This window comes from Arthrobacter sp. SW1 (assembly GCF_001766675.1).
Taxonomy (GTDB): domain Bacteria; phylum Actinomycetota; class Actinomycetes; order Actinomycetales; family Micrococcaceae; genus Arthrobacter.
This window is the reverse complement of the sequence record NZ_MJLT01000012.1, coordinates 295,263-309,769: the sequence shown is the minus strand read 5'-3', so window position 1 is coordinate 309,769 and position 14,507 is coordinate 295,263. Positions and strand designations below refer to the sequence as shown.

The 14,507-nt window shown below is 68.3% G+C and carries 17 protein-coding genes and 1 riboswitch; of the genes, 9 read left to right on the top strand and 8 right to left on the bottom strand.

The window, feature by feature from the left end:
• The first annotated feature begins 19 nt into the window (after nt 1-19).
• Nucleotides 20-940, top strand: coding sequence for a LysR family transcriptional regulator (locus BIU82_RS08835; RefSeq protein ID WP_070349174.1), 921 nt, complete (start codon nt 20-22; stop codon nt 938-940).
• Here the strand turns inward: BIU82_RS08835 and BIU82_RS08830 are convergent.
• Together BIU82_RS08830 and BIU82_RS08825 are read right to left on the bottom strand one after the other, a co-directional pair.
• Nucleotides 924-1,445 (bottom strand): histidine phosphatase family protein, encoded by a 522-nt coding sequence (locus tag BIU82_RS08830; RefSeq protein WP_070349080.1) that lies wholly within the window; start codon nt 1,443-1,445, stop codon nt 924-926. The genes BIU82_RS08835 and BIU82_RS08830 overlap by 17 nt on opposite strands.
• 252 nt (nt 1,446-1,697) lie before the next feature.
• Complete coding sequence (locus tag BIU82_RS08825; RefSeq protein WP_070349079.1) at nt 1,698-2,561, bottom strand: winged helix-turn-helix domain-containing protein; 864 nt, start codon at nt 2,559-2,561, stop codon at nt 1,698-1,700.
• Between the two features lie 637 nt (nt 2,562-3,198).
• Here BIU82_RS08825 and BIU82_RS08820 point away from each other — a divergent pair.
• From BIU82_RS08820 to BIU82_RS08810, 3 genes are all read left to right on the top strand, one after another.
• The gene (locus BIU82_RS08820) at nt 3,199-3,951 is read left to right on the top strand and encodes a response regulator transcription factor (RefSeq protein WP_070349078.1); all 753 of its coding nucleotides are present in this window, start codon (nt 3,199-3,201) and stop codon (nt 3,949-3,951) included.
• Entirely contained in the window at nt 3,948-5,408 is a 1,461-nt protein-coding gene (locus BIU82_RS08815) for a HAMP domain-containing sensor histidine kinase (RefSeq protein WP_070349077.1), read from the top strand. The genes BIU82_RS08820 and BIU82_RS08815 overlap by 4 nt, the downstream gene beginning before the upstream one ends.
• Before the next feature lie 137 nt (nt 5,409-5,545).
• Nucleotides 5,546-5,742, top strand: a riboswitch (cyclic di-AMP (ydaO/yuaA leader).
• 5 nt (nt 5,743-5,747) lie between these two features.
• A complete protein-coding gene (locus BIU82_RS08810) occupies nt 5,748-6,467 on the top strand; it encodes a hypothetical protein (protein ID WP_070349076.1) in 720 nt (239 codons plus the stop codon).
• 6 nt (nt 6,468-6,473) lie between these two features.
• Here BIU82_RS08810 and BIU82_RS08805 read toward each other — a convergent pair whose 3' ends face one another.
• The 3 genes from BIU82_RS08805 to upp all read right to left on the bottom strand — a co-directional run bounded on the left by BIU82_RS08805 (nt 6,474) and on the right by upp (nt 8,388).
• A complete protein-coding gene (locus BIU82_RS08805; protein ID WP_070349075.1) occupies nt 6,474-7,181 on the bottom strand; it encodes an HAD-IA family hydrolase in 708 nt (235 codons plus the stop codon).
• Between the two features lie 62 nt (nt 7,182-7,243).
• Complete coding sequence (locus BIU82_RS08800; RefSeq protein ID WP_070349074.1) at nt 7,244-7,621, bottom strand: VOC family protein; 378 nt, start codon at nt 7,619-7,621, stop codon at nt 7,244-7,246.
• A 131-nt stretch (nt 7,622-7,752) separates the two neighbouring features.
• Entirely contained in the window at nt 7,753-8,388 is a 636-nt protein-coding gene (gene upp, locus BIU82_RS08795) for a uracil phosphoribosyltransferase (protein WP_070349073.1), read from the bottom strand.
• 24 nt (nt 8,389-8,412) lie between these two features.
• Here upp and tadA point away from each other — a divergent pair, with 24 nt between their 5' ends.
• Both tadA and BIU82_RS08785 read left to right on the top strand, forming a co-directional pair.
• Nucleotides 8,413-8,922, top strand: a complete 510-nt coding sequence (tadA, locus tag BIU82_RS08790; protein WP_070349072.1) for a tRNA adenosine(34) deaminase TadA — start codon at nt 8,413-8,415, stop codon at nt 8,920-8,922.
• A 30-nt stretch (nt 8,923-8,952) separates the two neighbouring features.
• Entirely contained in the window at nt 8,953-10,089 is a 1,137-nt protein-coding gene (locus BIU82_RS08785) for an aromatic acid exporter family protein (RefSeq protein ID WP_083292257.1), read from the top strand.
• 15 nt (nt 10,090-10,104) lie between these two features.
• Here BIU82_RS08785 and BIU82_RS08780 read toward each other — a convergent pair whose 3' ends face one another.
• Nucleotides 10,105-11,292, bottom strand: coding sequence for a TDT family transporter (locus tag BIU82_RS08780; protein ID WP_083292265.1), 1,188 nt, complete (start codon nt 11,290-11,292; stop codon nt 10,105-10,107).
• A gap of 120 nt (nt 11,293-11,412) precedes the next feature.
• On the opposite strand from BIU82_RS08780, the gene BIU82_RS08775 reads away from it, so the two are divergent.
• The 3 genes from BIU82_RS08775 to BIU82_RS08765 all read left to right on the top strand — a co-directional run bounded on the left by BIU82_RS08775 (nt 11,413) and on the right by BIU82_RS08765 (nt 13,087).
• A complete protein-coding gene (locus BIU82_RS08775; protein ID WP_139146547.1) occupies nt 11,413-12,357 on the top strand; it encodes a LysR family transcriptional regulator in 945 nt (314 codons plus the stop codon).
• A 65-nt stretch (nt 12,358-12,422) separates the two neighbouring features.
• Nucleotides 12,423-12,809 (top strand): VOC family protein, encoded by a 387-nt coding sequence (locus BIU82_RS08770; RefSeq protein ID WP_070349171.1) that lies wholly within the window; start codon nt 12,423-12,425, stop codon nt 12,807-12,809.
• Nucleotides 12,806-13,087 carry an acylphosphatase gene (locus BIU82_RS08765; protein WP_070349070.1) on the top strand — a complete coding sequence of 94 codons (282 nt, stop codon included), beginning with the start codon at nt 12,806-12,808 and terminating at the stop codon, nt 13,085-13,087. Before BIU82_RS08770 ends, BIU82_RS08765 begins: the two co-directional genes overlap by 4 nt.
• Before the next feature lie 32 nt (nt 13,088-13,119).
• Here the strand turns inward: BIU82_RS08765 and BIU82_RS08760 are convergent, their stop codons facing one another.
• Nucleotides 13,120-14,118, bottom strand: a complete 999-nt coding sequence (locus BIU82_RS08760) for a glycosyltransferase family 4 protein (RefSeq protein ID WP_083292256.1) — start codon at nt 14,116-14,118, stop codon at nt 13,120-13,122.
• Nucleotides 14,115-14,507: a 6-carboxytetrahydropterin synthase gene (locus BIU82_RS08755; RefSeq protein WP_070349069.1), complete on the bottom strand. Its 393-nt coding sequence runs from the start codon at nt 14,505-14,507 to the stop codon at nt 14,115-14,117. Before BIU82_RS08755 ends, BIU82_RS08760 begins: the two co-directional genes overlap by 4 nt.

Below are 14,507 nucleotides of genomic sequence, written 5' to 3'. Positions count from 1 at the left end.
GACCATGTACATTTGCTTCATGATCGAAATCGCGGCATTGCGGGCGCTGGTGGCGGTTGAACAACATGGATCGGTGATCGCGGCCGCGGACATCATGGGTTTCAGCCCGTCCGCCGTCTCGCAGCAGATCAAGAAGCTGGAGAAGCAAAGCGGCGTAGCAGTGCTGGAACGGCACGGCCGCGGCGTGCTGTTGACGGACCGGGGCATGGCCTTGGCCGAATACGGGCGCCGCATCCTCGGCGAACTGGAAGAACTTCAGGCAACCCTGCTGGCCGATCCCGCCAAGCCCAGCGGCGTACTGCGCCTCGTGGCATTCTCCACCGCATGCCGGGGGCTCGTGGGGCCGATGCTCGGGAAGCTCGGCAGCGCCGGTTCCGGGGGCGGCGACGGGCTCGATATCCGCGTGCTCGCCGAGGATCCGCGGGAAGCCGTGCAACGGGTGGCCTCCGGGGAAGCGGACCTTGGCGTGGTCCACAACTGGAACTCCGTGCCGCTGCTCATCCCCGGCAACATGGTCCACGAAAAACTCTGCACGGACACCGCCGACGTCCTGCTCAATGCGGCACACCCCCTGGCGGGCCGGTCCGCCGTCGAGGCCGCCGATCTGCTCGGCGAGTCCTGGATCAGCACGCCCGCGGGAGCGATCTGCAATGAGGCCCTGCTGGCGATCTTCGCCGGACTGGGCCAAGTGCCGGACATCCGCATGTACGATCCCGATTTCTCCACGCATATCGCCATGGTCCAGCAGGGCGTGGCCGTGGCGCTGGTCCCGCGGCTGGGCCGCCCGGAGCTGCCGCGCGGCGTGGTGGCCGTGCCCGTGCACAAGCCGGCGCAGCAGCGCGAGGTGGGACTTGTGTACCGCAAGACCATGAAGTCCAGCCCGAGCATCCGGCACGTGGTGGGCCTGCTGCGCGAGGCGGCGTCTAGCGCGGAACGATGAAACGGGTCAGCTTGGCGTCCTGCCCGTCCAGCTCGGCCCAGGGCTTCTCCAGCTCCATGACGGTCATCGCACTCGTGGGGTAATGGCTGGCGGCGTCCATGTAGGCCTCATGGTCCGAGTCGCGGGAGGCCAGGTGCATGGCGAGGTCCTGGACGCCGGGCATGTGCGCGAACACCATGAGCGTTCCGACGGTGTCCGGCACGTGGTTGATGATGCTGAGCATGCGCACCGCGGAGGCGGCGTACAGGCCGCCCTCAAGTTTCGGCGTCGGCGCCTTCTCGCCCAACTCGCTGCACACCCAGGTGCAGGTCTGGCGGGTCCGCAGGGCCGAGGAACACAGAATGAAGTCGGGCACCACCCCGTGCTTCAGGAGCCACTTGCCGGCCAGCGGAGCTTCACGGTGCCCACGCTCGGCCAGGGGACGGTCGTGATCGTCAACGCCCATGGGCCAATCGGACTTGGCATGGCGCATGATCACCAGCCGCTTGATGTGATGCTCGCTCATCCCCCAACCCTATAGCCGCGGAGGCACATACTCGTCGGCAGGTGGAACGCCGAAGGGCGGCACATCCTTGGCGCGGGCGCTGTAGCGAAAGCGGTGTTTCGCGCAGTGCCGCATCGCCGACCAGAACGCCGCGAAGGTCGCCCAGCGACCGGAGCGGCGTGCCGGGAGGTGTCTAAGGCACGGCGAAACACCGCGAAAGCGAAAGCGCCCGCCCCAAAAGGGAGCGGGCGCTTTCGGCGTAGTGAAGCCTGACTAGATCGAGTATTCCGGAGCGGCCCAGACGATGACCTCCGGGTGCTCGTAGAAGCGGTAGCCCTGGCCGCGGACCGTGCGGACGGTGTTGGCGAGGCGGCCCAGCTTGGAGCGGAGGCGGCGGATGTGGACGTCGATGGTGCGCTCGTTGGGCACTTCCTCGGCGTTGCGCCACAGGCCTTCGAGGAGCTCGTCGCGACCCACGGTGCGGGTGCCGTTTTCGACCAGGTAGTTCAGGAGTTCGAATTCCTTGAAGGTCAGGTTCAGGGACTCTCCGTCGAGGTGGACTTCGCGGCGGGCGAGGTCGATCAGCACGCCGGAGGGACGGGCTTCCTGCTGCGGCTGCGGGCGGACGGCCTCGGCGCGCTGGCGGTTGTTGACGGTGGGGTCACCGAAGGTGGAGCGGACGACGTCGAGCGCGGAACCCGGGGCGCTGGCCGGCGCGACGGCGACGGCAGCGTAGCTTTCGGCGCCGGTCACGAGGGACTGGGCGTAGGCGCGGATTTCCTGGGCGAGCTTGGCGATGGAGGTGCCGGCTGCTGCGGCGGTGTCCTCGTCGATGCCCATGTAGAGCACGAAGCCGCGGGCCACGTTGTCGCCGGGGACGGGGCGGATGGCGCGCTCAGCGGGTGCCAGGACGGGGGTGGGCGCGGTCAGGGGCGCTGATTCGTTGGACGGAACTGCCCGGAGTTGCCCGTAGGAGTTGGGGTTGTAACCCTGGGGGACGTAGCCGGGAACCTGGCCGGCGGGGCCGGGCTGGGCGTAGCCGGGGCGGCCACCAAGACCGGGGCGCAGGCCTGCGTTGGACGCAGCCTTGTTGGCGTTTCGGACGGAGATGTGGACGTATCCGGATGCAACTGACATAGGAGTGCTTACCTCAATGTGAATGGCCGTCATCGCGGCTTCGAATGCTGGTACGGTCCCCGCAATGAGTTGGGGAGGGGCGCCCGACGCTGGGCAAGGGACGAATGCCTGAAACTTTTTGGGGTCGAAAGTTAGGCGTGCATTCGACAACAGCTCATCGCGATGCCAGCGGGTGCGCTGGTCCCGATTGCTGCGGCTGCAGGTGCTGTTGAGTTCTTGTTCACATTTGAAGTGTGCAACGTAACAAAGGGAACTTGCAAGTAACAAAGCGCAGATCTGTCCACATCATGAGACGAAAAGGTCTATTGTGCGCCAGATCACAATTTCAGAATGACCAAATGTGACCGGATCGGATTCGTCACAATGCCGTGGTTTCGCGAAACAATCGAAGAATATTCGATTCCTTGGCCAGCTTGGGAATCTCAGTACGGAATCGCGCGCCTACCCTGAATCTCAAGATATGAAACAACTCTTGTCCAATCGAAGTTCCCGGATCCGTGGAAAATTTTCCGTGGAACGTCTGCTAGAAGACTGCTAGGAGCGTTCAGGGGCCCTCTGAGAACTAGGCTGGACCTCACACAGCCTGCTCACAGGAATCTCAAAGCGACCGCAAACGGCCGGATCGGAGGCTTGTCCCATGGCATCCCCGTACTCCACCACGAACAACCTCCCCCAGCTCAGCCACCCGGACGGCTCGCCCATCCGCGCCCTCGTCGTCGACGATGAACCGAGCCTCGCCGAGCTCATGAGCATGGGCCTGCGCATGGCGGGCTGGTCTGTTGCCGTGGCCGGGGACGGCCCGGCGGCGGTGAAGCTGGCGAAGGACTTCCGCCCGGACGTCCTGGTGCTGGACGTCATGCTGCCAGGGTTCGACGGCGTGGAGCTGCTGGGCAGGATCCGCGCCTTCGCGCCGGAGGTGCCCGCGCTTTTCCTCACTGCCAAGGACGACGTCCAGGACCGGATCACCGGCCTGGCCGCGGGCGGGGACGACTACGTCACCAAGCCGTTCAGCATGGAGGAAGTCCTGCTGCGCCTGCACCGCCTGGTCCAGCGCTCCGGCGTGGCCGCCATGGACGCCGCGGAGCTGATGGTGGGAGACCTCATCCTGAACGTGGACACCCGTGAGGTCAGCCGCGCGGGGCAGGACATCGCCCTCACCGCCACCCAGTTCGAGCTCCTGCGCTACCTGATGGAGAACCCGCGCCGTGTGATCAGCAAGGCACAGATCCTGGACCGCGTGTGGGACTACGATTTCGGCGGCCAGGCGAACATCGTGGAATTGTATATTTCCTATCTGCGCAAGAAGATCGACGCCGGACGCCCGCCCATGATCCACACTGTGCGCGGCGCGGGCTACGTCATCAAGGCCGCCGGCCAGGCATCGGAATGACCACCACGCCGGAAGCACCCCGCAGGCATTGGGCCAATCCTGCCGGATGGCATCTGCGCACCCGGCTGATCCTTGTCTCCATGGGGTTGCTGGTTGCCATCTGCGGAGTCATCGGAACCGTCAGCTACGCCTCCATGGATCTCTTCCTCACCCGGCAACTGGACGAGCAGCTGGCACAGGCGGCGCACCGCGCCACCGAGTTCGGCAGGCCGCCGTCGGGAGGTCCGGGCGGGCGCCGGGACCTGCTGGAGGCGCGGGGGCTGGGCCCCGGGACGATCAGCGCGCGGATTGTCGGTTCCACGGTCAGCAACGCCGGGTTCATCAACGCCGACGGCGAGCGCGCCACGCTTTCGGACGCGGACGAGGGCGTCCTGCTGGGCCTGCCCGCGGGAACGCCCGTGGACCGGCAGCTGTCCAGCGGCGGTTACCGGCTGGTGGCCACGCAGACCCCGTACGGCGATGTGATCGTCACCGGGCTTCCGCTTGCCGCAAAGGAGGGCATCGAAGCCTCGCTGGTGTGGACCACCGTCCTGGTTTCCCTGGGCGGGCTGGCACTGGCGGGCCTTGCCGGGACCGTGATCATCCGGCGGACCATGCGCCCGCTGGAACAGCTGTCCGAGGTGGCCACCAAGGTGTCCCGCCTGCCGCTCGACGCCGGCGACGTTGCCCTCGCCGAGCGGGTTCCGGCCTCGGCGGCAGTTCCCGGAACGGAGGTGGGCAACGTTGGCCACGCCCTTAACCGCATGCTGGGCAACGTCTCCAACGCCCTCCAGGCCCGGCAACGCAGCGAAACGAAGGTGCGCCGCTTCGTGGCCGATGCCTCGCACGAGCTGCGCACTCCCCTGACCGCCATCCGCGGCTACACCGAGCTGTTGCGCATGACCGAATCCCTCAGCGAGGACGGCCGCAAGTCACTGGACCGGGTAAAGAGCCAATCCGAGCGCATGACCGCCCTGGTGGAGGACCTGCTGCTGCTCGCCCGCCTGGACGAAGGCAAGGCACTTGAAACCAGCGACGTGGACCTCACACAGCTGGTGGTCGAGACCGTCAGCGACGAGAAGGTCATGGCGCCGGACCACCGCTGGAAGCTTGAGCTTCCGGATGAACCCATGACGGTCCGCGGGGACGCCGCCCAGCTGCACCAGGTCCTGGCCAATCTCCTCTCCAACGCCCGCAAGCACACCGCTGAGGGAACCACCGTAACCACCGGTCTGCGTGCGGAAGGCGGTGACGCCGTGATCACCGTGACCGACGACGGCGCCGGCATCCCGCCCGGATTCCAGGACCGGATCTTCGCCCGCTTTGCCCGGGCCGATGCCGCGCGCAGCGGCACCGAAGGCAGCTCGGGGCTGGGCCTGTCGATCGTCGATTCGATCGTCCGCGCCCACGGCGGTTCTGTTGGCGTCGTCTCCCGTCCCGGCCGCACCGAGTTCACCGTGCGGCTGCCACTCCCCTGAAAGAAAGCTGAACGGACGACGGCGGCGCGCGCCTGCGCAAGGCGACGCACCGCCGTCGTGATCTCCGTTACCTAAATGTGACTTTCGCATAACGGTCCTGTACCGTCGAAAGGGTGCGCCGGATAGTTCAGGCCACCACCGGGCAGTCGCCGAGCTCTGCCGCTCCCCGGTGCCCCAACAACCCAGGCAGAGACGGGGGACCCAGAGTCTCCGGACCGCCAACCGTTCATGGCCGGTCCTAGGGGTGAAGCCGCACAACCAGAATCTCGCTGGCGCGCGGCCGGATGGCCTCATCCGAATCCGACAGCTAACTCCGCAGGCGTTGAGAGGTAACCACACATGTCTCCTGCCAAGGATCAGTCACGCCTGCATGGCCGTCGACGCGCGGACGAGTCCACGCCGCGCACCGTTCTGAAGAAAGCCGCCGCGCTCCGCAGCACCAGCCAGCGCCTTGCCGTCACCGCCGGCGCCCTGGCCGTCCTCCTCGGCGCAGGCGCCGCAGGCCAGGCGGCGTCCAGCCAGGTCACCGGCCAGGCTCCGGATGCCGCCCGTTCCTACGTCTCCGCAACGGCCAGCGCTTCCCCGAGCCCCAGCGCGACGCCGTCGGCTGCTCCGTCAAAGCCGGCTGCCGCCGCCAAGCCCGCCAAGTCGGCCCCGAAGCCGGTCATCGCCGCGCAGTCCGCCAAGGTGGCGCCGGCCAAGCCTGCCGTTCCCGCGAAGCCGGCCGCGCCGGTGAAGCCCGCACCTGTGAACGATCCCGCAGGTGCCCAGGCATACGCAGCCAGCCTGCTCTCCTCCTTCGGCTGGAGCGCCGGTGAAATGGATTCGCTGCGCATCCTCTGGACCAAGGAATCGAACTGGACCACCACGGCCACCAACCCGAGCAGCGGCGCGTACGGAATCGTGCAGTCCCTGCCGGCCGAAAAAATGTCCTCCGAGGGCACGGACTGGCTGACCAACTACAAGACCCAGGTGCGTTGGGGCCTGAAGTACATCAAGGAACGCTACGGCTCTCCGTCGGCAGCGCTGTCCTTCCACTACGCCAACAACTGGTACTGAGCCGGCTCAGAACTCCAGTGTGATTGCCCTTTGGCCGTCGTCGTCCTGAGTGACGGCGACGGCCATTGCCGTGTAGTCCGCGATCCGGGGCAGGCCCTCGGCAGGTGAGCCGCCGCCGTCGCCCACCACCACGGTGCGCATGCCGGCGGCGCGGGCAGCCGCAATGCCTGCCGGGGCGTCCTCGAAAACCACCACGTCCTCCGGCCCAAAGCCGAGCAATGCCGCGGCCTTCAGGTATCCCTCCGGGTCCGGCTTGCCGCGGCTGACGGATTCGGCGGTGACCGCCGTCGCGGGCATCTCCAGCCTGGCGGCGCGCATGCGGACGTCCGCAAGCGCGCGGTCCGCCGAGGTGACGAGCGCGACGGCGTCCGCCGGCAGGGCGCGCAGGAAGGCTTCCGCTCCGGGCAGCGCCACCACGCCCTCGGTCCGGGTGCGTTCCATGCCGCCGAGTTCTTCGGTGAGGGCATCGGTGTCGGCACCCGCGGGTGCGAAGCGGCGGACCGTATCCCGGGCCTGCACGCCGTGTGCCGTCCGCAGGATTTCCGCGTAATCCAGGCCGTAGCGCGCGGCGAACTCTGCCCACACCTGCTCAACCACGGCTGTGGAATCCACCAGGGTGCCGTCCATGTCGAAGAGGACGGCGCGGACGGTGAGGATGTTCTTCTTGCGGACCTGGGAACGGGCTTCGGTACCGGTTTCGGCGGGGAGCGTCATGCGTCCATCCTGCCCGCCATGGTTTCCGGGAACCAGCCGCGGCGTCCTGTGTGATGCCGCACCTAGCCGTTGGGCCGGTGCGGAATGTACTGGACGGCCCACTTGTTGCCATCCGGATCGGCGAAGTAGACGAAGTGGCCCCACGCCTGGATATCGATGTCGCTCACGTCCACGCCGTTGTTCTTCAGCTGATCGTGGGCGGCCTGGATGTCGCTGACTACGATTTGCATGCTGGGGGCGGTGCCGGGAGGGGCGTCGCTGAGTCCTTCGCCGATGGCGATGGAACAGGCCGAGCCCGGCGGGGTGAGCTGCACGAACCTGATGCCCTCTGTGGGCCGCTCATCGTAATCGGCGTTGAAACCCACCTTGTTTACGTAGAAATCCTTGGCGCGGTCCACATCGGACACAGGGACAAATACCAGTTCCAGTTTCCAATCCATGCGCCACAGGCTAGTGGCGCCCGGAGGAAAACGATAGAGGGCTACGGCGCCACAATTCCCCGGTTAACGGAAAGATCCCTGCCCCGTGCGGCGGTGAATGTTCCGCAGGGCAGGGATTTTTCGGACGGACGTCAGCCGGCCACGCCGTAGAGGCGGTCGCCGGCGTCGCCCAGGCCCGGAACGATGTAGGCCTTGTCGTTGAGCTTTTCGTCGATGGAGGCCAGGACCACCTTGACGTTCGCGTCGGAGAGTTCTTCCTCCAGCTTGGCCAGGCCCTCGGGGGCGGCAAGGAGGCAGATGCAGGTGACATCCGAGGCGCCGCGCTTGAAGAGGAACTTGATGGCCTCGCGCAGGGTGCCGCCGGTGGCCAGCATGGGGTCGAGCACGAAGATCTGCCGGCCGGTAAGGTCCTCGGGCAGGCGCTCGGCGTAGGTGATGATGTCCAGGGTTTCCTCGTCGCGGGCCATGCCCAGGAAACCGACCTCCGCGGTGGGGACCAGCTTGGTCATGCCCTCGAGCATGCCGAGGCCCGCACGCAGGATGGGCACCACCAGCGGCGTGGGCTTGGTGAACGCTGTGCCGATGGTCTTGGTGACGGGGGTTTCGATCTCCACGGGTTCCGTGCGGACATCGCGGGTGGCCTCGTAGGCCAGGAGGGTGACGAGTTCTTCGGTCAGCTGTCGGAAGACCGGCGAAGGGGTGTTCTTGTCCCGCAGAACGGTGAGCTTGTGAGCGACCAGCGGGTGGTCCACGACGAGTGTGCGCATGCGTCCAAAACTATCATTGAAGCCATGAGCATCCCCGAGCCGTATCACGCCGAGCACACGGCCTGGATGGGCCTTGCCCTCGACGAGGCCCGGCGGGCGCTGGACACCGCCGATGTGCCGATCGGCGCCGTCGTGTTGGGGCCCGACGGCGGCGTGCTGGGTGCCGGGCGCAACGAACGGGAAGCGCACGGGGACCCCACCGCCCACGCCGAGATCGTGGCGATCCGCCAGGCCGCCGCCGCGCTGCAGCGGCATGCGGCGGAGCTGGGCGAAGGCGGCGACGGCTGGCGGCTTGAGGACTGCACCCTGGTGGTCACGCTGGAACCGTGCGCAATGTGCGCCGGGGCGATCGTCCTGGCCAGGATTCCGCGCGTGGTGTTCGGGGCATGGGACGAGAAGGCCGGTGCCGTGGGTTCGGTATTCGACATCCTCCGCGAGCGCCGGCTCAACCACTGGGTGGAGGTGTATCCCGGCGTGCGGGAAGCCGAGTGTGCCACCCTTCTGCGGGACTTCTTCGCGGCGCACCGGGCGTAGTAAACAAGGCGCTAATGCAACACTGGAAGCATGCGTTCCGGCAGAGAAGCTGAGCCGAAGTTTGCCTATCTCCGCTCACCGCGGGCCGCTGTGCAGGCGAGCGCGGGGGCGGTGCGCCATGCGGTGACGTACCACCGCCTGCTGTTCGCCGCCAAGACGGCCCTCGCCGCCGGTTTGGCCTGGTACCTCGCGCCGTTGATGCCCGGACCGGCCGCCGCGTATCCGTATTACGCACCGTTGGGCGCACTGGTGAGCATGTATCCCACGGTGGCGGACTCGGCCAGGCACGGGCTGCAAAGCCTGCTGGGGCTGGCCCTCGGGATCGGCGTCGCGTTCGTCTTCACCACGTTCACGGGCCCTACGGCGTTGGCGATCGCAGCCGTGGTGGGAATCGCGGTGCTGATCGGCGGCCTGCCGCGGATGGGCGCGGCCTCCGACTGGGTGCCCATGGCCGCGTTGTTCGTGCTGGTGATCGGCGGCGCGAATGCCGAAAGTTTCTCCTTCGCATACATCCTGCAGATGGCCGCCGGGGTGGCCGTGGGATTCGCGGTCAACTGGCTGGTCTTCCCGCCGCTGCACCTGGACGGCGTGGACCGTTCCTCGGCAGCGCACCGGAAAGCCCTGGCCCGGCAGCTGAAGGACATGGCTGCGGCCATGCAGGAGTCCTGGCCTCCGGACCATGAGGACTGGGCCGGCCGCAGCCAGGAGCTCGCGCGGACGGCGTCCGAAGTCCGGGCTGCCGTGCACGACGCCGAAGTCAGCGCCAAGGCCAATCCCCGCAGCCGCCGCCATCACCGGGCCCTCGAGCACAATCTGGCGGAGCAGCGCTACATCGAGCGCGTCACCTTCCACGTCCAGGACGTGACGGACGTTCTGGCCAGCGCAATCTGGGAGGAGCACGCGGACACGGTGATCCCCGCGGAAATCACCGGGGACCTTTCAGCGGCGCTCTCCAGCGTTGCCGGCCTGCTCAGCGACTGGAACGATCCCGACGCCCTGGCGGGCAGCCTCGCTGAGGCGCGTGACGCCGTCGGGCAGCTCAGCTCAGCCGTGGCGCGCGCCGCGAGCCGGGACGCCAACGTGACCGCTGGCGCCTCCGTGGCCATGAGCCTGCGCCGGATCATCAGTGTGGTGGCCGGAAAGGCCGACGACGGCCGCCGGGACTGAGGGTCGGGCGGCGGTTTACGGGGTGGCTGGCTGAGCAATAGCGGCTTGGGCCGGGGCCGCCTGGAACAGCGTCCCCTCGATCACGCTCCCGCGGAAGGTCCGCGCTGCAACCACCAGCCACGCAGCCAGCAGGAGGACGTACCCGACGGCGGCCATCACCGTGAACGTGCCGAGTCCGGTGTGGGCGGCGAGCCCGCTCAGCCCGGTGACGCAGGTGCCCACAGGGAAAGTGAAGGACCACCACGCCAGGCTGAAGGGCAGGCCGCTGCGGGCGGTACGGAAGGTGATCGCGGCGGCGAAGGCGGCCCACAGGAGGGCGAAGCCCAGCACCGGCACGCCGTACAGCACGCCGAAGGCTTCCAACGCGTGCAGCAGCGTCCCGGACACAGCGTGGTGGGCGTTCGAAGCCAGCAGGTTGGCGGCGGTGATGGACTGTCCAAGCGGCCCCAGCACGATCCACAGGGTTGGCACCGCGGCGGCGGCAAGGTCCTTGTGCACCGCCAGCCGCTGCCACACCAAGGGAATGATGAGCAACGAGGCGAGGAGGCTGAGCCCGAACATCGAGTAACAGGCCGCGAGCATGAGCTGGCGGGCCTCGCCGTCGGGAAGGTACGGGAGCAGGAGGGCGCCGGTGGAGGCCGAGACCATCGGCGGCACCACGGGCATCAGCCAGCCGCCGAAGGCGTCCGCGGCGGTCACCGTGTGCCGGGTGAACTGCAGGTACGGCACGGCGAACGCGCTGGCCAGGCCGAGGAGCGTGCCGAGCGTCCACAACACGGCGTCGATGCCCAGGGCCAGTTGCTCGCCGAGCACGTCCCTGCCCAGCAACAAGGTCCCCGCGCCGACGGTCAGCAGGGCCATGGGCGGAGCGCCGTAGAAATGCGCCATGACCGGGTGGCGGTGGTGGCTGCGGGCGGTGTCGTGGTGGCGGGTCCAGTGCAGCACCGTGGACGCGGCCAGCAGGACCAGCAGCACGGAGGCTCCTCCCCAGAACAGGGTGGCCACGGCGTGCAAGGCGGGGAATTGCACCGGGAGAGTGGCGCCGGCGGTGGCGATGATTCCGGTGCCCATGATGGTGGCGAACCAGTTGGGGCCGAGGTTCGCGAAGAGCTCGGACGGCCGTTCGAGGCCACGGAACAGCAACCGCCGCTCGTGTGCCTGCATTGTGTGTTGACGCGCTTCGCCGAGCATCAGGATTCCCATGCCATCCATGCTTCCGTGCCCGCGCGCGCCCAAGTAGGGGGCATACACTTGTCAGGGTACAAGTCCGGCTTGTAACCCACCCCGATGTACCCGCCCGCCGCCGCGCTCCCAGGAGGATCCGTGCTCAGCCCCCGCATCCCCGAGCTCTCCGCGCTGGAGATGCTCGCCGCCGTGCACGAACTCGGCAGCCTGTCCGCCGCAGGCAAGAGGCTCGGGCTCTCCCAGCAGGCGGTGTCCTCGCGGATGCGCTCGCTGGAATCCCGGATCGGCGCCGCGTTGCTGACGCGCACACCCCGCGGTTCCTCCCTCACCGAGGCCGGCGAGCTCGTGGCCGGCTGGGCCGCGGACGTCCTGGCCGCCGCCGAACGACTCGACGCCGGCATCGCCTCGCTCCGTTCCGACGCCGTCCGCCAGCTGCACGTCGCCGCAAGCCAGACCATCGCCGAGCACCTCCTCCCCCACTGGCTGGTGGCCCTGCGCCGGCAGCAGGAATCCCTCGGCCTCACCCCCACGGTCGTTGAGCTCGCGGTCTCCAACAGCGAAACGGCCGCTGCCCGGGTCCGCTCCGGCGACGCCGACATCGCCTTCATCGAAAGCCCGCAGCTGCCCGCGGGGCTGAGCACCGCCGTCGTGCAGGAAGACGAAATGGTGCTGGTGGTCGCGCCGGACCACAAGTGGGCCAAGCGGAAGGCGCCGGTCACCGCGGCCGAACTGGCCGGCGTCGGGCTGGTGACGCGCGAGCCCGGCAGCGGCACCCGCGATGCGCTGGAGCATCTGCTTGCAGCGGCCGGCATCCCGGAGCAGGCGGCGCCGCTCGTGGAGCTTCCGACGACGGCGGCCGTCCGTTCCGCCGTCGCGGCCGGAACCGCTCCTGCCGTGCTGAGCGCGCTGGCCGTGCGGGACGACGTCACCCTCCGCCGCTTGGTGACCGTACCGGTGCGCGGGCTGGAGCTGCGGCGCAGCCTCAGCGCGGTGTGGGCTTCCGGGAGCACGCCGCCGCCTGGTGCCGCGCGGGACCTCGCCGCGATCGCCGCCCGGCCGATGCCGCGGCTGCCGCTGGGCTGAACCCCTTGCAATTGCCCGGGCGGGGCCGTGTGATGGAGGTGTCCGGTTCGTTCCCGGGAGGTTCCATGGCCATCGAGTTCAACCACACCATCGTCCATGTGCGGGACAAGCACGCTTCGGCGGAGTTCCTCACCCGGATGCTGGGCCTGCCCGAGCCAACGCCCATGTGGTCCTTCATGACGGTTCCGCTGGCGAACGGCGTCGCCTTGGATTTCGCGTCGGCCCAGGGCGAAATTCCGCGGCAGCACTATGCGTTCCTGGTGTCCGAGGAAGAGTTCGACGGGATCTTCGCCCGGATTGAAGCGGAAGGCATCCCGTACTGGGCCGACCCCGGACGCACCCGCGCACAGCAGATCAACCACAACGACGGCGGCCGCGGCGTGTACTTCCAGGATCCCAACGGGCATCTCCTCGAAGCGATCACGCGGCCCTACGGTTCGGGAGCGGCATGAGCGGGCAGCAAATGCGGCTGACGGCGACCGTCACGGGACGCGTCCAAGGCGTCGGTTTCCGTTTCCGGACCATGGCCGAGGCGCAGAAGCTGGGGCTGGACGGGGAAGCCTGGAACAGCCTGGACGGAACGGTGCGCATTGTGGCCGAGGGCGGGAAGCCGGAGCTGGAGGAGTTGCTCGCCTGGCTCCGCTCTGAGCATGCGCCGGGCTCGGTGGACAACGTGGACGCGGAGTACGGTGCGGCCACGGGAGAGTTCACGGGTTTCGGCGTCGGCTGAGGCTCGTCTGAGTGCTCAACCGCAGACTGTGCTCAACCGCGGATCAGGGTCAGCACGCTTTCGGCGGTCGCGGCCCAGCCGGGCAAGGTTCCCCGCCGGGCCAGCGCGGCATCCCGCCAACGGGCCGCGAGCTCCGGATCCTCCAGCCAGGCCGCAAGCGCCTCCGCCAGGGCGCCCGGACCGCCGTCGAGATCCACCGCGGCGCCCGCGCCGTAATCGCCCAGCGCCTCCTCCGCCCCGGTTCCCTTGCGGACAATGGCGGGCACCCCGTGTGCGAGCGATTCTGGCACAGCCATGCCAAAACTCTCGCGCTCAGAGACAAGGACGCTGAGGTCGGCGGTGTGCCATTCGTTTTCCAGCTCTTGGCCATGGAGTTCGCCGGCCAGCCGGATGCGGTCCTCCAAGCCGTACTGCCCGACGGCGGCACGCACCTTCGCGGCATAGGCCGGGTCCGCGTCCGGCGACCCGATGAGGGACACCGTCCACGGCAGGCGTCCGAGCCGGGCCAGGGCCTCGACGAGGAGCAGTTGGCTCTTGTTCGGCAGCAGGGCCGCGACGCAGACGATGTGCGGGGGATGTGATCCGACGGCGGGCTCGGCGGGCAGCGTTCCGGGCAGGGCGACGTGGACGCGTTCCAGCCCGTAGAGCGACATGAGGTTCGCGGCGGCGAATGAGCTGGGACAGATAACCCCGCTCGCTGCGGCCAGGGAGCGGGCCTCGAGCCCGGCGTGTTCGGTGAACGCCATGTGCGAGAGGATCCAGACCCGGGTGCCGGCGAACACCGCGGCTTCGATTTCGCCAGGCGCGCCGGCCGCGACCAGCCCGTCGACAATCGCCAGCTGCGCATCGCGGAGGGCCCAGGCCAGGGACTCACGGTCCTCGGGCAGCCCGGGCGGCCACGCGCCGTCGAGCACCACTACTTCGGTGCGGGCACCCAGGGCTTCCAGTTGCTCCACAAGCCGGGCGTTGTAGAGGTTTCCGCCGGAGCGGTGCTCGATGTTGCCCGGGACGATGAAGCGGATGGCGTTCATTGCCGCTGGTGGAGGTCAAGCGAGTAGCTGGCCCAGGCGTCGGGGGTTTCGCGGAGGGTGACGTCGAGCCCTTGGAGGGCGGCGGCGTCGGGCAGCTTTTCCGCGAGCCGTTCGGCGATATGCCGGGCAAGGAATTCGGTGGTGGTGAGCTGGCCGGCGAACTCGGGCAGCTCGTCCAGGTTCTTGTAGTTCAGCTGGTCCAGGACCTCCTGGAGCATGTCCCCTGCCGCGCCGATATCGATGACGACGGCGTCCGCGTTCAGTTCCGCGCGCCGGAAGCTGACCTCGGCCACGAAGGTGGCGCCGTGCAGTCCCTGGGCCGGGCCGAAGGATTCGCGCGGAAGGCTGTGGGCGATCATGAAGCTGCGGCGGACGGTGAGGCTGAACAT